We start from the raw sequence: 16,972 nt of genomic DNA on the forward strand, positions 1-16,972 counted from the left end.
CCGGGGTCCATGTCCGGACAATGGGACGTCCGCGCTTCCTGTCGTCCGCACGGCCGGATACGCTCGCCCCGTGTCCAAGCCTGTCCCCGCGGCCCTCGGTCTCCACGTCGACCGGTCCAGCCCGGTACCGCTCTACTACCAGCTCGCCCAGCAGCTGGAGAGCGCCATAGAGCAGGGCCGGCTCTCCCCGGGCAGCCTGCTCGGCAACGAGATCGAGCTCGCCGGGCGGCTCGGGCTCTCCCGGCCCACCGTCCGCCAGGCCATCTCCTCCCTGGTCGACAAGGGGCTGCTGGTGCGCCGCCGCGGCATCGGCACCCAGGTCGTGCACAGCCAGGTCAAACGCCCGCTGGAACTGAGCAGCCTCTACGACGACCTCCAGGCCGCCGGGCAGAACCCGGCCACCCGCGTACTGCGGCACACCACCGCCCCGGCCCCCGCCGAGGCCGCCGCCGCGCTCGGGATCGCCGAGGGCGACGACGCCGTGGTGATCGAACGGCTCCGCCTCACCCACGGCGAACCCGTGGCCCACCTGTGCAACTACCTGCCGCCGGACCTGCTCGACCTGGACACCGGGCAACTGGAGGAGACCGGCCTGTACCGGCTGCTGCGGGCCGCCGGGATCACCCTGCACAGCGCCCGCCAGGCGGTCGGCGCCCGCACCGCGGACCTGGCGGAGGGCGAACTGCTCGGCGAGGCGGCCGGCGCCGCCCTGCTCACCATGGAACGCACCACCTACGACGACACCGGGCGCCCGGTGGAGTACGGCACCCACGTCTACCGCGCCTCCCGCTACGCCTTCGAGTTCCAGCTGCTGGTGCGGCCCTGAACCGGGGGCCGGGCGGGGTGTCCGGGGTGCGTCGTGCGCCCGGTGGCCCCGGTGAGGCAGAATCGACAGGGCGAGCCCCCGACCCGGAGAATCCCTTGAGCGTCCACCGCGAGCGTGTCCCCCGTACGGGCGCGGCGCGAGCCACCGTTCTGCAGACCGTCCAGGCGGTCGGCCGGCGGGAGCGCCGCTCGCACCTGACCGCCCCCCGGGTACCCACCGTGGGCATCGACATCGGCGGCACCAAGGTGATGGCCGGGGTGGTCGACGCCGACGGCACCATCCTGGAGAAGGTGCGCACCGAGACCCCCGACAAGTCCAAGAGCCCCAAGGTGGTCGAGGACACCATCGTGGAGCTGGTGCTCGACCTGTCGGAACGCCACGACGTGCACGCGGTGGGCATCGGCGCGGCCGGCTGGGTGGACGCCGACCGCTCCCGGGTGCTCTTCGCCCCCCACCTGTCCTGGCGCGACGAACCGCTGCGCGACCGGCTCGCGACCCGCCTGCTGGTCCCGGTCATGGTGGACAACGACGCCAACACCGCCGCCTGGGCCGAATGGCGCTTCGGGGCCGGCCGCGGCGAGGACGACCTGGTGATGATCACCCTGGGCACCGGGATCGGCGGCGCCATCCTGGAGGACGGCCGGGTCAAGCGCGGCCGGTACGGGGTGGCCGGTGAGTTCGGTCACATGCAGGTGGTCCCCGGCGGCCACCGCTGCCCGTGCGGCAACCGCGGCTGCTGGGAGCAGTACAGCTCGGGCAACGCGCTGGTGCGCGAGGCCCGTGAGCTGGCCGCCGCCGAGTCCCCGGTGGCCTACGGGATCATCGACCGGGTGGGCGGCCAGATCGGCGAGATCACCGGGCCGCTCATCACCGAGCTGGCCCGCTCCGGCGACGCCATGTGCGTCGAGCTGTTCCAGGACATCGGCCAGTGGCTCGGGGTCGGGCTGGCCAACCTCGCCGCCGCCCTCGACCCGTCCTGCTTCGTCATCGGCGGTGGCGTCAGCGCCGCCGACGACCTGCTGATCGGCCCGGCCCGGGACGCCTTCCGGCGCCATCTGACCGGCCGCGGCTACCGCCCGGAGGCCCGGATCGCCAAGGCGCAGCTCGGCCCGGAGGCGGGCATGGTGGGCGCCGCCGACCTGGCCCGGCTGGTGGCCCGCCGGTTCCGCCGCACCAACCGGCGCCGGGTCGAGCGCTACCAGCGGGCCGGCCAGGCCCGCCCCGCCGCCACCGGGACGGTGGACCGGTGACCGCCGCCCGCCCCGCCGCCGTACCCACCCGCCGCGCCCGGATCGGCCGGCTGGTGGTCGGCGCCCTGCTGATCGCCATCCCGGCCGGGTACGGGGTGGTCGCCGGCCTGCAGAGCCGCGACACCGACGGCGAGAAGACCCTCAAGGCGGAGATGGCCGGACTGGTGGCCGACTGGCCGGCCCGCACCCAGCGCAGCATCTACCAGGTGCCGATCCCCTACAACGCCACCAAGGTCGCCTACTTCGAGTCCAACGCCTGGCGCGGCAGCTCGCTCTTCGTCCAGTTCACCACCACCGGCGGCGGCCTGGACACCTTCCTGGCCCAACTCGGCACCAGCCGCGCCGGGTTGACCGAATCCGGCCAGGCCATCCCCGCCGACCAGGCCCGCCGCGTCGGCTGGACGTTCTCCCCCGGCCACCACTGGGCCGGCGCCACCCTCCCCCGGTCCGGCCAGGCCCCCGCCCACCGCGTCATGGTCAACCTGGACGACCCCGACAAGCCGGCGGTGTACGTGATCTCCTCGGTCGCCTTCCACTGACCGGGAAGACGCCCCGGCCCCGCCGCCGGGGCACGGCGGCGGGGCCGGGGCGTGAAGCCCGGGTCAGTGTCGGACGGGGACGCTGAGAAGGCTGTCGACCAGGTTCCAGGCGGCGCCCACCAGGCCGTAGGGGACCTTGGTGTTCTGCGGTGCGGCGGCCGGGTCGCTCGCGCGCTGGTTGGCGGGCGCGGGGTCCTTCCCGTAGTGGCAGCCGGGGTCGCACAGGACGCACGGGTAGCCGCACTTGTGGTAGCCGGGGCCCGGGTCGCCGAGGGCGTGGCGGGTGGGTGAGTCGGGGGAGGGTGCCCGTGCGCCGCTGTGCGCGGTGGGGGCCGGTGCTGGTGCTGCCGTGGCCGCCGGGGTGCCCGCTGTGACGGCCGCAGCGGTCGCGGCGACGGCTATGAGGATCTTCTTGCCTTGCATGGCGTGCCTTTCCGCCGGCGCCCGTCCGCGCCGTGGAAGACGTGGGCGGGGCGACACATGCCGTGGACACTACGCACCTACAGGAAAGCGGCTCCCGGTGGATCGGCAACTCGTCACCGCGTCGCCCCGGCCGTCCGCACGCCTGATCCCGGGCCCGGCCACCGCGGCCGGCGGTAGGCCAACGGGGTGACGGCGACCGCCCCGTCCGTGCGGCTCAGACGTGGTGCGCGGGGCGGGCGCCGGTGGGAGGCGCGAGGCGGGTGGTGTCGAGGGCGGCGCGCAGGGCACGGGCGAGGTCGGTGGCGTTGCCCGTGGCCCAGAAGTGCAGGAAGAAGACGTGGGGCCGTTCGTCGAGCATGTGGTTGTGGAGTTCGACGAGCCGGATGCCGTGGGCGCGCAGCGCGTGGGCGGCGGGCTGGACCTCGTCGGCGGTGAGGATGAGGTCGCCGTTGACGGCCGCCTGGTCCTTGCCCAGGGACTGGAACATCAGCGCGGTGTTGCAGCCGGTCGAACCGGGGAGGACGTGGCCGTGCATGACGACCGGTCGGCGGCGGTCGACGAAGACCACGTAGACGCTGCCCGCGACGGTGCCCTTGCGGCCGAGTTCCCGGTCGATGGCGGCGGTGTCCAACTCCAGGGGACGGGCCGGGTCCTGGCGGTGCGGGACCGCGGCGGGGGTCGCGGTGACGGCGAGGACCTGCTTGAGCCCCCGGGCCAGGGCGACCGGATCGCCCATCGCGTGGAAGTGGACCCACCAGGTGGGCGGGTTCTCCTCGGCGAGGTGCTTGTGCAGGGCGGTCATCTCGATCCCGGCCGCGTGCAGGGCGTCGACGGTCCTGTCGACCTCGTCGGCGGTGAGCACGAGGTCGCCCATGAGCATGGTGCCGTCGCAGTACCGCACGAACGCGGCGCTGCCGGCCAGCGCCAGCGGAGCGACGACGGTGACCCCGTGCGTGGTGACGTTCAGATCGCCCCGGGGGAGCAGGACACCGAAGGTCACCTTGTCGCGCAGTACCCCGTGGCGGCCCAGGGCCTGTGCGACGGGCGCCCAGTCCGCTTCGGTGGTCTCCTCCGGCCGTTGGACCCGGGAGCACGTCCGGCGGCGGCCCGCCACCGCGTGCCGCCCCGTCAGGCGTACGCGCGCGTGCGCGGAACGGTGCCGGTGCGACGACGACGCCGTGGCCGGGGCCGTGGTCATGGCGGCGGCGCAGACCGTGGCCGCGAGGACCACCCGCAGGCAGCGGCCCTTGGCCGCCCCGAAGGAGAAAGCGGGCATGTCGATCCTCGGCATGTCGGGCCGAGGGCCGCCGCGGCGAGCGGCGGACCGGGCCACAGCGGTCGGTGGGAGCAATCCGGCCGCCGGACCACGCACCCGCGGTCCGGCAGACACGCCCTGCTCCGAGTGAACCCTTCCCGCACACCCGGGACCGGCATCACCTGGACACCCCACCGCCACCGCCCTGGCCTACCCCCGCGACGGCACCACCGACGCCACCTGCCGGGACACAGCCTGCAGTACCGCCTCGACGGGCCGGAAGACGCCCCCGTCCTGGTCCTGGGTCCCTCACTGGGTACCACGTGGCACAGGTTGTAGAGACCGTCTTCGGGCGTCCACGTCAGTCCAGGGCGGGCGCGTAACAGCAGGTCAGGCAACGGCGGTCCGGGGGAGTCGACGTAGTGGGTGACAGACGTGTGAGAGCGCCGGTGAGAGCTGCGTTCGACGGCAAGCTCCTACAGGCGCGGCCGGCGGGGGCTTCCGGGCGGGTGTGCTGCAGCTCCGGCGTCGGCACCGCTGCCCCCGGGTTCTCCTCCCTGCGCCCTCGCGTCGAGTGCTCGGCAAATCCGGCCGGGGCCCTTGGCGACCAACAGTCATAGCCTTCGCCCCTGCAAAGTCGAAGGGTGCGCTCGGGCGAGGCGGAGCTGAGCCGGATCACCGGCGCCAAGACTCCCTCCGGGATATCCCGCTCGACGGCGAGCCCGCCGTCCCCCGACCCAAGAACACCAACGCTTCCCTCCACGGCCTCGGCACCGGCAAGGGCACCTCCCGCGGCGCCGGCGGCAAGTCCCGAAAGGCGGGCGAGGCCCGCAAGCTCGCCGAGGCCCGCTGGGCCGCCCTCGTGCATCGAAACGGCTGAGAACCGTTGCCCTGGCAGCCTGGCCACGGGATCGACAACCCTCGGCCCGACCCGAAGCCGTCCTGTGTACCTCCCCTACGAAGTCAACGCCTTTGGCCGCGATAGGGATGCCCGCCGAAACGGAGCAGGACGATGTTGCCGGCGCCTCGCACTGCGCCCGGTATGACAAGCTGTGCTTGCCACCCCCCCCCGAACCCAGGAGGTCACCATGACCGCAGAGCCCGTATCTACGGAAGGTTCGGAGCCGGCTGCCCCCGAGACGTCCCCTCTGGAGCCGGACAGCGACGGCAACTACGACCTCAAGCGCAAGTTCCGCGAAGCCCTGGCGCGCAAGCGCGGTGTGCAGGCGGATGCCGCTGATACGGCCGCCAAGTCCGATGCATCAAAGGTGCGTTCGGCGCACGGCCCGGCTGCGAGCCAGCGGTCGTTCAGGCGCAAGAGCGGCGGCTGAGTCGATGAGTCCCGCGATCTAACCGCTTCACCGGCACTCGCGCTATCCACTCGCGCGTCCCGTGCAGTGGCCCGCGACGTGCGCATGCCCGTGCGCGCGTTGCGGGCGGGGCATAGCCGGGGGACTCGTCTGAGGGTTGCGTGCCCCTGTACCGCTGTGAAAAATGACTGCGGCTGTCGTCAGTTCCTCGCCGTCCGGGCCTGAGGCTCGTACGGCGCGCCACAGCACCGTCTCTTCCACGAAGGCATGGCTGAAGACCAGCTGCGCCGCCTGCTTCAGAACGCGTTCCCGCTGGTGAAGGTCGTCGAGGGTCAGGTACTGATCCGTCAGCCGCCGTTTCCTCGTGCTCACGGCGTCTTGCCGCACCAGGATGCTGCTGTTTCCACCGAGCTGATCGACGGTCTGGTCCTTGATGGTCTTCGATATGGCCGCTCCCGTGCGTGCGCCGGAGACGGGCCGTGACGCTTGCCGGAGTCACCCTGATCTCCACGCCCGCCCGCACCATCCCTTGGGGGAGCAGCCCTTACGCGGGGCGCGCCCCCAAAACTTCCCGAAACGTTGCGCTTCGGCTGGGTCAAAATCTGTACCCGCGAGCTGAGGTTTCAACGGGACAGGCAGACAGATTCTCTACCGCATTAAGTGTGGTGGGACTCTTCACCGTCCACAGGCCGCTTCGGCGTGCTACTGTCGATCTCAGTTGCAGTTGTGGTTCCCAAAACTTCAAGTGCTCTCCGGGCGGCGCCTGTGCCACTGGAAGCACTTTTGTTATCCGGTCTTTTTCCCGGCGGGGTGATCATCGCGGCGACACGGGGTCCGTGCAGTGCGGATCCCGATGCACTGCCCCAAAGGAGAAATGATATGGCTGCTGGTACCGTGAAGTGGTTCAACGCGGAAAAGGGCTTCGGCTTCATCGAGCAGGATGGTGGTGGCGCTGATGTGTTCGCCCACTACTCCAACATTGCTGCCCAGGGCTTCCGCGAACTGCTGGAGGGTCAGAAGGTGACCTTCGACATCGCGCAGGGCCAGAAGGGCCCGACGGCCGAGAACATCGTTCTCGCCTGACACTGACTGTCGCGTAGTTGTAGCTGGGGCCCGCGTCCTTCGGGGTGCGGGCCCCAGCTACGCGTATTTTCCGCAGTGGTTTCGCCTGCGGAAGACAACCAGGAGACCCGTAGGCTCGCCGCATACGGGGCATCCTTCAGGGGTGCACGCATCCCTTCATGGCTCCATCGCGGCGGACGCCCGAACATTGCGTCCGCTTCGCGCCACTCATTCCAGCTCCTGTGCCGCACGGATTTTTCGTCGGTCAGATTCGCTTCCGTATTCCACCGGTCCATTCTTGCAATTCTCTGTGCTGCTGATCGCTGCGGGAATTCCTTGATATGTGCCGTATCGAGGAAGGTTCCGCATGAACCGCACACGCACGAACGACCGCTTCACCCGCACCCGTAACGGCAGTACCGACTCCGGCAGGGGCGGCAGCCGATTCGGCTCGTCGGCCAGGAGCCGCTCCGGCGGGCCGGGCCGTTCCGGTGGTTACGGCCGCCGGCCCGCCGCGGCCCAGGGGGAGTTCGCGCTGCCCAGGACGATCACTCCCGCGCTCCCCGCCGTGGAGGGCTTCGCCGATCTCGACATGCCCGGGGCGCTGCTGAGCGCGCTCAGCTCGCAAGACGTGACCGTACCCTTCCCGATCCAGGCCGCGACCCTGCCGAATTCCCTCGCCGGCCGCGACGTACTGGGCCGTGGCCGCACCGGCTCCGGCAAGACCCTCGCTTTCGGGCTGGCGTTGCTGGCCCGTACGGCTGGGCAGCGCGCCGAGGCAAGGCAGCCGCTGGGGCTGATCCTTGTACCCACGCGTGAGCTGGCGCAGCAGGTGACCGACGCGCTCGTCCCGTACGCCCGCTCCGTGAGGCTGCGGCTGGCCACGGTGGTGGGCGGAATGCCGATCGGCCGGCAGGCGAGCGCGCTGCGCGGTGGTGCCGAGGTCGTCGTCGCCACACCGGGACGCCTCAAAGACCTCATCGACCGCGGTGACTGCCGGCTGAACCAGGTTTCCATCACCGTCCTCGACGAGGCCGACCAGATGGCCGACATGGGCTTCATGCCGCAGGTCACCGCCCTTCTCGACCAGGTCCGCCCCGAAGGCCAGCGCATGCTGTTCTCCGCCACTCTCGACCGCAACGTCGACCTGCTCGTGCGCCGCTACCTCAGCGATCCCGTCGTGCACTCCGTCGACCCCTCGGCCGGCGCGGTCACGACGATGGAGCACCACGTGCTCCACGTTCACGGCGCCGATAAGCACACGGCAACCACCCAGATCGCCGCACGCGACGGCCGCGTGATCATGTTCCTCGACACCAAGCACGCCGTCGACGGCCTCACCGAACACCTCCTGAACAGCGGGGTACGGGCCGCCGCCCTGCACGGCGGGAAGTCACAGCCACAGCGCACCCGCACGCTGGCACAGTTCAAGACCGGACACGTCAATGTGCTGGTAGCGACCAACGTCGCGGCGCGCGGCATCCACGTCGACAACCTCGACCTCGTCGTCAACGTCGACCCGCCGACCGACCACAAGGACTACCTCCACCGCGGCGGCCGCACCGCCCGCGCAGGAGAGTCCGGAAGCGTCGTCACCCTGGTCACCCCCAACCAGCGCCGCGGCATGACCCGCCTCATGGCAGCGGCCGGCATCGTGCCGCAGACCACCCAGGTCCGCGTCGGCGAAGAGGCCCTGCACCGCATCACCGGCGCCCAGGCCCCCTCCGGCATCCCGGTCGTCATCACCGCACCCGTGGTCGAACGCCCCAAGAAGCGCGGCGCCACCTCACGCGGCCGACGCCGCCCCGTCTCGGCGGCCCGCCGCGCGCCCGTACGGCAGTCCACCGCCGGTGCGGCGGCATAGAACCTTCGTGTCAGGAAGCCCGCCCAACTTCGCAGGAGGCACCCTTTGACGCTGGACCGGACGCAGTTCCGCTCAACACGTACCAACGCCGTGCAGACAGCGGCCGATCCCGCGGACGCGGCCGGACCGCAGGTCTGGGAGGACATGACCGTGGAGGTGGCACTGTCCGTGATGGCCGCCGCCCGTACAGGTCAGCTGGTCGTCTGCGACGAGGACGGTACGTGCACCGGCCTGGTCACCCGGGACCGGCTCAATGCCGTTCGTGACGGCTCCGGATACACGGACCGGATCCGCCTGCGTGACATCGCCGACGTCATCGGGCCCTTCGCCTCGCCGCTGGCCACGAGGGCCGAAGCCGAGCGTGCGATGCGTTGCCGCCGGCTCGGGGCCCCGCCCGTGGTCGACGGACACGGCAACGCTCTGGGCGTCCTCGCCCTCTCTCGCTGAACCGCCGTCACCCTACCCGGCCCTGTCTTCTCTTCCCCGCTGGAGGCATCATGCGCTGTGTCATCGCCCGCTTCCTGTTCGACCTGACCAAGAGCGGCGTGGTGGAATCGATGAAGGGCGTCACACCTGAGCTGGTCACCAGTGAGTTCGTCATCATCGGACGACGCCACTACCCCGCCAAGCAGGTCGGCCAGGTCATCACCCGCCAGGACCGCCGCGATTTCAGCACCGGCGAAGTCCTCAGGGCCATGACCCAACTCGGCTTCACCTGCCGCACCCGCCCCGCCGCCGCAACCGCGCCCATGGCCGGCCCGTACGGGCCGGCGTCCGCAACGCTCGGCGCTCCCCCTGTCCGCCTGACGTACGGACAGGTGTGAGCCGAACCGAGCAGTGAGGCCCCACCGGCATGGGGCAATTCCAGGGGGCGTAGCAACACTGCGGTGAGTTGATCAAGCCGCGAGCAGTTCAGACAGACGCTCGGCTGGGGGCTCCCAGTCGAGCGTTCTGCGTGGGCGGCTGTTGAGTTCGGTGGCGCGTCCGGTCCGCAGGGCCCGGGTCAGCTCGCGCCTCAGTTCCCCGCGGCCTTGGACGTAAAGCGCCTGGTAGATCGTCTCGTGGACCACGTGCATCTCCGGCTGGTCGGGGAAACGTGCCCGTAGAGCCTGGCAGATCTGCTCCGGGCTCCACCGCCGGGTCACGTGGCCCTGGAGGAAGTCCCGCAGCCTGGGGTTCTGGGCGATCTTGCCGGGCTTGGGGCGCGGTTCGCGGGCGTCCGTGCGGCGCTGGGTGGCGTGCGGACGGGACCAGCCGCCGCCTGACATGAGCGCGTGGTTGCGGCGGATCTCCAGGCTTACGGTGGAGGGATTGCGGCCAGCTCGACCGCGATGGCCCGGACGGACGCCTTCTCCCGGAGCCGGTCAGCGATGTGGATGCGGTCGGCCTCGGTGAGGTAGCGCGACGGGCCGACGGGTTCCTCAGGGCGAGCCGGGGGTTCGGCTGTTTGCCAGGGCAGCCCCGTGTCCACGAGGGGCGGGGCTGCCCTGTACCTCGCGGATGCCTGCCGGCCGTAGAACCGACGCTTGCGGGTGCGGCGGTTGATGCCGATGAGCCGGCAGGCTTCCGTGTTCCCTATTCAGAGATCCACGAGCCGAAGGTGTCCTCCCGCTCAGGGTTCAACCTCCTGGGCCCCTGAGGCCGCAGATCTTTCCGGATCTCGAAGTCCATCGCACCCCCTGGACTGGGTGTTGCGACGACCACTAGAACGGAAGCGTGCCGGTGGGGCTTCACTGGGTGCCGTGGGTCGGTGGGTCAGTGGTCGGAGTAGCTGAAGTCGCCCACGGTCCAGGCACTGACGTCCTTGATCGCGACGCGGTACATCCCGCCTGTCTCCGGGATCCCCACCGTACCCTGCAGGATCCGGGCGCCGTGGAAATGCAGATGCGTGGGCGGTCCGTCCTTCCTCGCGGGGGTGTCGAAGACGGGGGAGAACTCGCCCAGGTCGGCGGAGTCCGTCAGCACCTCAGACACCCTCTGCCTCCACATGGCTTCCGGAGCCAGCCGACCGGTGATGACAGCACCACTGGTGACCACGGTCAGGGACATCTGATTGCTCTGCCCGGACTCCACAAGGGCGGCTATCGCAACGAGCAGCTCGTCAGGCTTCGGCCAGGTAACGCACCGGTGCCCACCCCAGGGCCAGGTAGCAGGGGCGTACAGCCAGCGGGAAGCGTTGGCCCACAGCACGCGGAAGGCGATACCGGTCAGCGCGCCCGTCCATACGATCCACAGCAGCAGGTTTCGCCGGTCGGGAGGGAGGAGGAGCACGGCCAGAGGGGTGCTGGTCCCGGTGGTGATCAGGAAGATGTTGGCGTGATCGAGGCGACGCAGGACGGCCTCGCCCATCGGCCCCCAGGTACCGAGGTGGTAGACGGCGCTCGCCCGAACAGCAGCCAGGCGGTGACGGAGTACACGGTGCAGGCCAGGGCCGCCTGCTGGGTCCGAGCCACGGCGTCCCAGACACAACTTCCCGTCCTGTCCCGTTCTTCTGGGCATCATCGGCAACCATCCGATCATGTGCTAAGAGCCTGCCCGTGACAGCCCCTCAAGGTCGGTCTCGCCACCAACTGGGCCTGCGGAAGCCGTGTAAGTCGCCTGGCCATGGGAAGAACCAAGGTTTCCGAGTGCGTATCTCCGCCCACCTACGCCCAAGGACCGCCGATGCTTCCCGAGTTCCCCTCCCACGCATCCGCCCCCCTCGCAGACCAGCTGGAACAAAGATTGGGGCTGCCCTCACAATTCGTAACCGGCCGTTTCGACGTGGAGCGTGTCGCCTGCATAGCGGTCCTCGCGGCGGCGCACTCCGATGGCTACGCGGCCACCGCGCACCTCCTCGGACTGCTGGCCGCGCTCCCCGCCCCCACCGACGCAGGAGAACCCTTTTGGTCGAACCTGTGGAGATCCTCGGGCACCGCCTACCTGCTGCCGACCAATATCAAGGACATGGTGCTGCGTTCGCTGGCCGGAGAGGGAACCGGTCTGGCCGGACAGATCCTCTCGGCCGTAGACGAGATGACGCCTCCCCAGCGCGTTGCGGCCGCAGAGGTGATCGGCCAGGCGCTCGCCGAGTCCGACCACCTCCCTGATCTCAAAACACAGGTCATCGGCGAACTGTGGCTCCGGGACCTGGAACTCACCGCCTGGCGCGTCCTTCACGCGGACCACAAGTCGCCCGATGCGGCCGGACGTAACGCCTTCATCGAAGCATGGACGAGTGTCTGACCCCGGCCGCGCCGGCACACCCAAGCATCCGAATAATTCGGGACGTTCGAGCAGTGACCTTTGATCGAACGAATCCGGGCACGACTCGGACGGTGGTGGTGGGAGGCGTCGGTCAGTTGGCCCTTGCCGAGAGGACGAGTTCGCAATGGCACGGCTGCGGCCCGTGGGCGCACGGGCTCGCCGCACTGTCCTGGTTCCTGAGCACCGACGGTGACACTGTGCTGACCTGCGCACAGAGGGCCGGTGACGCCGCCTACGACCCGTAACTGCAGGGCAGCGGCTTGACAGCCGCCCTCGCGGGGCCGTCTCGATACCGCCGGTACCTCGGTCTCGCGGTAGCCGACGAGACTCACACGCCCGGCTGCCAGGTCACCGCGGCCTTGGACGTCATGGAGTCGAGTGGCGGCGCGCCTTCACGGACGCCGTGATCGCCGCCCAGCCGAGGGACGGCGGGCAGCCGGGGCAAGACCGGGCGCACCTCCCGCACAGCGCCGACGCACTCGGGCACTGCTGTACACCGAGTGGCCCGGCGACGAGGCGCACCGGGAGGGCGCGGCGGCCGGCCACCACGACAAGAGGCACGAGATCCTCGCTGGCACCACCGGGCTCACGGCAGACCCACCGAAGACGGTACCGCCTTGATCCCTCCCTCCCTGTCCGGCCGCCGGCGTCATCGGATCGTCCCCGGACACCCGTTGTGGTGCCCCGACCCTGTCGGGAGGAAGAGATCGAACAGGTAATGGATCACCCTATCCCGCTCTCCGGGTACGGTCAGGGTATGAGTCATCCGCACCCCGAGCTGAAAGCCGCCCCGCCCCTTCCCGAAGGAGGGCTGCGGGTCATCGCCCTGGGCGGCCTGGGGGAGATCGGCCGCAACATGACCGTCTTCGAGCACGCGGGCAAGCTGCTCATCGTCGACTGCGGCGTGCTGTTCCCCGAGGAGACCCAGCCAGGCGTGGACGTGATCCTGCCGGACTTCACCTCGATCCGGGACCGGCTGGACGACGTCGTGGCCGTCGTCCTCACCCACGGCCACGAGGACCACATCGGCGGCGTGCCATACCTGCTGCGCGAACGGTCCGACATTCCGGTCGTCGGCTCCAAGCTGACGCTGGCTTTCCTGGAGGCCAAGCTCAAGGAACACGGCATCCGGCCGCGCACGGTGCGGGTGCGGGAGGGCGACCGGCGCGGCTTCGGGCCCTTCGACTGCGAGTTCGTAGCGGTCAACCACTCCATCCCCGACAGCCTCGCGGTCGCGATCCGCACCCGGGCCGGGATGGTGCTGCACACCGGCGACTTCAAGATGGACCAGTTCCCTCTCGACGACCGCATCACCGACCTGCGAGCCTTCGCCCGCCTGGGCGAAGAGGGCGTGGACCTGTTCCTCACCGACTCCACCAACGCCGAAGTACCCGGCTTCACCACCTCTGAGCGAGAGCTGAACCCGGCGATCGAACAGGTGATGCGCACCGCGCCGCGCCGGGTCATCGTGTCCAGCTTCGCCAGCCATGTGCACCGCATCCAGCAGGTCCTGGACGCGGCCCACCAGCACGGCCGCAAGGTCGCCTTCGTCGGCCGGTCGATGGTCCGCAACATGGGCATCGCCCGTGACCTGGGCTATCTGAAGGTCCCCTCCGGTCTGGTGGTGAGCACGAAGGAGCTGGAGAAGCTCCCGGATCACAAGATCGCTCTGGTGTGCACCGGCTCCCAGGGCGAACCGATGGCCGCGCTGTCACGGATGGCCAACCGCGACCACCTGATCCGCATCGGCAAGGGCGACACCGTCCTGCTCGCCAGCTCCCTCATCCCGGGCAACGAGAACGCCATCTACCGGGTGATCAACGGACTCACCCGGTGGGGCGCCCACGTGGTCCACAAGGGCAACGCCAAGGTGCACGTCTCCGGGCATGCCAGCGCCGGCGAACTCGTCTACTGCTACAACATCGTCAAGCCCCGCAACGTCATGCCCGTGCACGGCGAATGGCGCCACCTGCGGGCCAACGCCGACCTCGCCATCCGTACCGGTGTCGACCCCGACCGGGTCGTCATCGCCGAGGACGGCGTCGTCGTCGACCTGGTCGACGGACGCGCATCCATCACCGGCAAGGTCCCCGCCGGCAACGTCTACGTGGACGGCATGGAAGTCGGCGGCGCCACCGAAGCGTCCCTCAAGGACCGCCTCACCCTCGCCGCCGAAGGCGTGGTCACGGTGGTGGCGATCGTCGACGCGGACACCGGCGCCCTGGCCGAGGCGCCCGACTTCCTGGCCCGGGGCTTCGTCCACGACGACGCCACCTTCGAGCCGGTCATCCCCGTCATCGAGAAGACCCTGGCCACCGCGGCCGAGGAAGGCGTCGGGGACGCGCGCCAACTCGAACAACTCCTCGCCCGCGCCGTGGCGAACTGGGCGTTCCGCACCTATCGCCGCAAGCCCCTCATCATCCCCGTCGTCATCGACGCCTGAGCCACACCCAGGCAGGCGTCCGGGGTCGGACGCCGATGTGCACGAGGTGAAACTCGGCGACGAGTCGGTCCTGATGTCCAGCCTCATCACCGGCCCACCGGGTCGGCCCGTACGAATCGCGCCCGGGTTTCGCCCGGACGCGCCCGGGGGGCCCGGTGGCGGGAGCGCTGCGCCGGGCATCCCGCAGCCGCTCCAGCAGTTGGCCTGCCGCACGAGCAGCAACATGACGGCCACAGGGAACAGAAGCGCGCACAGCCTGGTGTACCGGCCGGAGGAGGAGAGAAAGTCCCTCAGTCATGACGCTCATTCGACGCTCAGGCCGCCTCACAGCCCGTGCCCAAGGCAGGAAAACGCTATGTGACCTGCACATTCTCCCGTCCGTATACCTTGTGACCTGTTTCCGATGACGCATCACGTGGAGTGCGTGGCGATTCTGGAGCCTGCGGACAAGGGCGCCTGACCTCGGGTTCGTGAGCCAGGCGGTTGTAACAATCTCAGGCGGCGACGAGCTCCTGCTCACGGTCCGGCGTCTTGACCTCGGGCTTCTTGTTCGGCAGCGAGAGCCGGAAGACCTTGCGCCACGCGGAGAACACCTGCTTGGGCAGCGGCCCGGTGACGTACTCCAGCTCGTATTTCTCGAACAGCGCGCGCACCTTCACCGCAACCTCGGCGTACCGGTTGCTCGGCAGGTCCGGGAACAGGTGGTGCTCGATCTGGTGCGACAGGTTGCCGGTCATGAAGTGCATGGCCCTGCTGCCGCTGATGTTCGCCGAGCCCATCATCTGGCGCAGGTACCACTGGCCGCGCGTCTCGTCCTTGATCGACCGGCGCTCGAAGACCTGTACGCCCTCGGGGAAGTGCCCGCACATGATCACCGAGTGGGACCAGATGTTGCGGACCAGGTTCGCGGTGAACGTGGCGGCGAGCGTGGTGAGGCACGACGGGCCCGACAGCATCGGGTGGAGCACGTAGTCCTTGAGCACCTGCTTGCGGATCTTGCGGCCCACGGCCTTGGCCCGTGCGCGGAACTCCGGGTTCTTGCGGCGGTGCTTGTGCAGGTTCTTGCCGAGCTCCAGGTCGTACGCTGCGATGCCGTACTCGAAGAAGCAGGCGTTGATGAAGTTCCACAGCGGCTGGCCGAGGTGGAACGGGTGCCACTTCTGGTCCTCGTCGACGCGCATGATGCCGTAGCCGAGATCGTTGTCCTTGCCGATCACGTTGGTGTACGTGTGATGCAGCTCGTTGTGCGAGTGCTTCCACTGCTCGGACGGTGAGACATGATCCCACTCCCAGGTGGTGGAGTGGATCTTCGGGTCCCGCATCCAGTCCCACTGGCCGTGCAGGACGTTGTGGCCGATCTCCATGTTGTCCATGATCTTCGCCACGGACAGCCCGGCGGTGCCGATCAGCCACGCGGGCGGGAAGATCGAGAACAGCAGCACGCCCCTGCTGACCAGCTCGAGCTTGCGCTGCGCCGAGATGACCTTACGGATGTAGGCGGCGTCCTTCTCGCCGCGGCCGGCGATCACCTCGTCGCGGATCGCGTCCAGCTCGCGGCCAAGCTCCTCGATCTGCTCCGCGGTCAAGTGGGCGGTGGGGTCGATGGCGGTCAAGGTGCTCCTACCGTTCGATGTCGCAGGGGCCCGCCGCGGCGGACACGCAGGTCTGAATGAGGACGCCCGGCTCGGCCTCGGTGATCTCGCCGGTGCGCAGGTCGCGGACGGCACCCGCCTTGAGCGGTGTGACGCAGCCGAAGCAGATGCCCATGCGGCACCCGGAGGGCATGAGCACGCCGGCCTCCTCGCCGATGTCCAGCAACGGCGTGGCGCCGTCCGCGTCGACGGTCTTGCCGGTGGCGCTGAACGTGACCTCGCCGCCGTCGCCGGCGACGACGATGCTGGGGCGGAAGCGTTCGGTGTGCAGGCGCTCCGGTACGCCGTGCCCGCTCCAGTGCTCTTCGGCGGCGTCGAGCAGGCCCGCGGGCCCGCAAGCCCAGGTCTCGCGCTCGGCCCAGTCGGGCACGAGTTCGTCGAGACGGGAGATGTCGAGCATGCCGTCTGTGTCGGTGTGCACCTCGATGAGCCGCAGCTTCTTGTCCGCGACCAGATCGTGCAGTTCGTTGCGGAAGATCACGTCCTGCGACCGAGGCGCGCAGTGGACCATGACGACGTCGTCGAACTCGATGTCGCGCAGCATGCCCATGACGGGCGTGATGCCGCTTCCGGCCGTCAGGTAGAGCACCTTGGCGGGCTTGGCCTGCGGCAGCACGAAGTCGCCGGTCGGCTGGTCGAGTTGGATCAGCGTGCCCGGTGTCGCCCTGCGGACCAGGTGGTTGCTGACCTTGCCGTCCGGGATCGCCTTCACGGTGATCGTGACGCGGCCGTCCTGGCGGTTTGTCGGCGAGGTGATGGAGTAGGCACGCCACAGGCGCACCCCGTCGACGTCGACCCCGATCCGCACGTACTGACCGGCTGTGTGGCCGCGCCAGCCCCGTCCCGGCCTGATCACAATGGTCGCGGCGTCATCCGTCTCGGGGTGCACGGCCTCGATGCGCCCCCGCAGGTCGGCGCCCGCACGCAGCGGGCTGACCAGGTCGAGGTAGTCCGACGGCAGCAGCGGCGTCGTGACCATCTCCAGCAGTTTCCACGCCCTGCTGCGGAGGGCAGTACTCATCATGACTCCAGCTTGCTGCGTCTCAAGGCGTAGAGTCCTGACCGCAGGACGTGAATCTGGTCGGTCGAATTGTTCGCAGGG

16 protein-coding genes and 3 pseudogenes are annotated in these 16,972 nt (G+C 69.7%); 12 read left to right on the forward strand and 7 right to left on the reverse strand.

Translation table 11 applies throughout. The features are described 5' to 3' along the window. Positions 1-70: 70 nt before the first annotated feature. The 3 genes from SCATT_RS22720 to SCATT_RS22730 all read left to right on the forward strand — a co-directional run bounded on the left by SCATT_RS22720 (position 71) and on the right by SCATT_RS22730 (position 2,615). Positions 71-826, forward strand: coding sequence for a GntR family transcriptional regulator (locus tag SCATT_RS22720; protein ID WP_014145508.1), 756 nt, complete (start codon positions 71-73; stop codon positions 824-826). Positions 827-921: 95 nt separating this feature from the next. After that, positions 922-2,076, forward strand: coding sequence for an ROK family glucokinase (locus SCATT_RS22725; protein ID WP_014145509.1), 1,155 nt, complete (start codon positions 922-924; stop codon positions 2,074-2,076). Then, positions 2,073-2,615 (forward strand): hypothetical protein, encoded by a 543-nt coding sequence (locus tag SCATT_RS22730; RefSeq protein ID WP_014145510.1) that lies wholly within the window; start codon positions 2,073-2,075, stop codon positions 2,613-2,615. The genes SCATT_RS22725 and SCATT_RS22730 overlap by 4 nt, the downstream gene beginning before the upstream one ends. A 63-nt stretch (positions 2,616-2,678) precedes the next feature. On the opposite strand, the gene SCATT_RS22735 is transcribed toward SCATT_RS22730, so the two are convergent. Together SCATT_RS22735 and SCATT_RS22740 are read right to left on the reverse strand one after the other, a co-directional pair. Further along, on the reverse strand, positions 2,679-3,038 hold the full coding sequence (locus tag SCATT_RS22735; RefSeq protein WP_014145511.1) for a hypothetical protein: 360 nt from the start codon (positions 3,036-3,038) through the stop codon (positions 2,679-2,681). A 214-nt stretch (positions 3,039-3,252) separates the two neighbouring features. Beyond that, complete coding sequence (locus tag SCATT_RS22740) at positions 3,253-4,314, reverse strand: DUF1259 domain-containing protein (RefSeq protein WP_014145512.1); 1,062 nt, start codon at positions 4,312-4,314, stop codon at positions 3,253-3,255. A 620-nt stretch (positions 4,315-4,934) separates the two neighbouring features. Between SCATT_RS22740 and SCATT_RS39705 the strand changes: the two are divergent. From SCATT_RS39705 to SCATT_RS22760, 7 genes and pseudogenes are all read left to right on the forward strand, one after another. After that, positions 4,935-5,173, forward strand: a pseudogene (locus tag SCATT_RS39705) (DEAD/DEAH box helicase); the annotation flags it as partial. Between the two features lie 208 nt (positions 5,174-5,381). Beyond that, on the forward strand, positions 5,382-5,624 hold the full coding sequence (locus tag SCATT_RS36765; protein WP_014145514.1) for a DUF5302 domain-containing protein: 243 nt from the start codon (positions 5,382-5,384) through the stop codon (positions 5,622-5,624). 246 nt (positions 5,625-5,870) lie between these two features. Beyond that, complete coding sequence (locus tag SCATT_RS38675; RefSeq protein ID WP_157894847.1) at positions 5,871-6,086, forward strand: hypothetical protein; 216 nt, start codon at positions 5,871-5,873, stop codon at positions 6,084-6,086. Positions 6,087-6,482: 396 nt separating this feature from the next. Beyond that, on the forward strand, positions 6,483-6,686 hold the full coding sequence (locus SCATT_RS22745) for a cold-shock protein (RefSeq protein ID WP_014145516.1): 204 nt from the start codon (positions 6,483-6,485) through the stop codon (positions 6,684-6,686). A 346-nt stretch (positions 6,687-7,032) separates the two neighbouring features. Continuing rightward, positions 7,033-8,529 carry a DEAD/DEAH box helicase gene (locus SCATT_RS22750; RefSeq protein WP_014145517.1) on the forward strand — a complete coding sequence of 499 codons (1,497 nt, stop codon included), beginning with the start codon at positions 7,033-7,035 and terminating at the stop codon, positions 8,527-8,529. 45 nt (positions 8,530-8,574) lie between these two features. Next, positions 8,575-8,976 (forward strand): CBS domain-containing protein, encoded by a 402-nt coding sequence (locus SCATT_RS22755; protein WP_014145518.1) that lies wholly within the window; start codon positions 8,575-8,577, stop codon positions 8,974-8,976. A 50-nt stretch (positions 8,977-9,026) separates the two neighbouring features. Then, positions 9,027-9,353 carry an SCO5918 family protein gene (locus SCATT_RS22760; RefSeq protein ID WP_014145519.1) on the forward strand — a complete coding sequence of 109 codons (327 nt, stop codon included), beginning with the start codon at positions 9,027-9,029 and terminating at the stop codon, positions 9,351-9,353. Positions 9,354-9,458: 105 nt separating this feature from the next. Here the strand turns inward: SCATT_RS22760 and SCATT_RS40855 are convergent. The 3 genes and pseudogenes from SCATT_RS40855 to trhA form a co-directional block, all read right to left on the reverse strand. Then, a pseudogene (locus SCATT_RS40855) lies at positions 9,459-10,200 on the reverse strand (transposase); the annotation flags it as partial. An 84-nt stretch (positions 10,201-10,284) separates the two neighbouring features. Then, positions 10,285-10,626 carry a hypothetical protein gene (locus tag SCATT_RS39710; protein ID WP_041825185.1) on the reverse strand — a complete coding sequence of 114 codons (342 nt, stop codon included), beginning with the start codon at positions 10,624-10,626 and terminating at the stop codon, positions 10,285-10,287. Positions 10,627-10,636: 10 nt separating this feature from the next. Beyond that, positions 10,637-10,982: pseudogene (trhA, locus tag SCATT_RS39715) on the reverse strand (PAQR family membrane homeostasis protein TrhA); the annotation flags it as partial. Between the two features lie 211 nt (positions 10,983-11,193). On the opposite strand from trhA, the gene SCATT_RS22780 reads away from it, so the two are divergent. Continuing rightward, positions 11,194-11,754, forward strand: coding sequence for a hypothetical protein (locus SCATT_RS22780; RefSeq protein ID WP_173405653.1), 561 nt, complete (start codon positions 11,194-11,196; stop codon positions 11,752-11,754). Positions 11,755-12,532: 778 nt separating this feature from the next. Next, a complete protein-coding gene (locus tag SCATT_RS22790) occupies positions 12,533-14,218 on the forward strand; it encodes a ribonuclease J (protein WP_014145526.1) in 1,686 nt (561 codons plus the stop codon). Between the two features lie 494 nt (positions 14,219-14,712). Here SCATT_RS22790 and SCATT_RS22795 read toward each other — a convergent pair whose 3' ends face one another. Beyond that, the gene (locus tag SCATT_RS22795) at positions 14,713-15,831 is read right to left on the reverse strand and encodes a fatty acid desaturase family protein (RefSeq protein WP_014145527.1); all 1,119 of its coding nucleotides are present in this window, start codon (positions 15,829-15,831) and stop codon (positions 14,713-14,715) included. Between the two features lie 7 nt (positions 15,832-15,838). Continuing rightward, entirely contained in the window at positions 15,839-16,894 is a 1,056-nt protein-coding gene (locus SCATT_RS22800) for a ferredoxin reductase (RefSeq protein ID WP_014145528.1), read from the reverse strand. Between the last annotated feature and the right edge of the window lie 78 nt (positions 16,895-16,972).

The sequence above is a fragment of the Streptantibioticus cattleyicolor NRRL 8057 = DSM 46488 genome (genome assembly GCF_000240165.1).
Taxonomy (GTDB): domain Bacteria; phylum Actinomycetota; class Actinomycetes; order Streptomycetales; family Streptomycetaceae; genus Streptantibioticus; species Streptantibioticus cattleyicolor.

What these genes read in the sequence shown, in the direction of transcription:
- SCATT_RS22735 (WP_014145511.1), bottom strand. Translation starts at nt 3,038, where the DNA reads ATGCAAGGCAAGAAGATCCTCATAGCCGTCGCCGCGACCGCTGCGGCC.
- SCATT_RS22740 (WP_014145512.1), bottom strand. Translation starts at nt 4,314, where the DNA reads ATGCCCGCTTTCTCCTTCGGGGCGGCCAAGGGCCGCTGCCTGCGGGTG.
- SCATT_RS36765 (WP_014145514.1), top strand. Translation starts at nt 5,382, where the DNA reads ATGACCGCAGAGCCCGTATCTACGGAAGGTTCGGAGCCGGCTGCCCCC.
- SCATT_RS38675 (WP_157894847.1), top strand. Translation starts at nt 5,871, where the DNA reads ATGGCTGAAGACCAGCTGCGCCGCCTGCTTCAGAACGCGTTCCCGCTG.
- SCATT_RS22745 (WP_014145516.1), top strand. Translation starts at nt 6,483, where the DNA reads ATGGCTGCTGGTACCGTGAAGTGGTTCAACGCGGAAAAGGGCTTCGGC.
- SCATT_RS22750 (WP_014145517.1), top strand. Translation starts at nt 7,033, where the DNA reads ATGAACCGCACACGCACGAACGACCGCTTCACCCGCACCCGTAACGGC.
- SCATT_RS22760 (WP_014145519.1), top strand. Translation starts at nt 9,027, where the DNA reads ATGCGCTGTGTCATCGCCCGCTTCCTGTTCGACCTGACCAAGAGCGGC.
- SCATT_RS22780 (WP_173405653.1), top strand. Translation starts at nt 11,194, where the DNA reads ATGCTTCCCGAGTTCCCCTCCCACGCATCCGCCCCCCTCGCAGACCAG.
- SCATT_RS22790 (WP_014145526.1), top strand. Translation starts at nt 12,533, where the DNA reads ATGAGTCATCCGCACCCCGAGCTGAAAGCCGCCCCGCCCCTTCCCGAA.
- SCATT_RS22800 (WP_014145528.1), bottom strand. Translation starts at nt 16,894, where the DNA reads ATGATGAGTACTGCCCTCCGCAGCAGGGCGTGGAAACTGCTGGAGATG.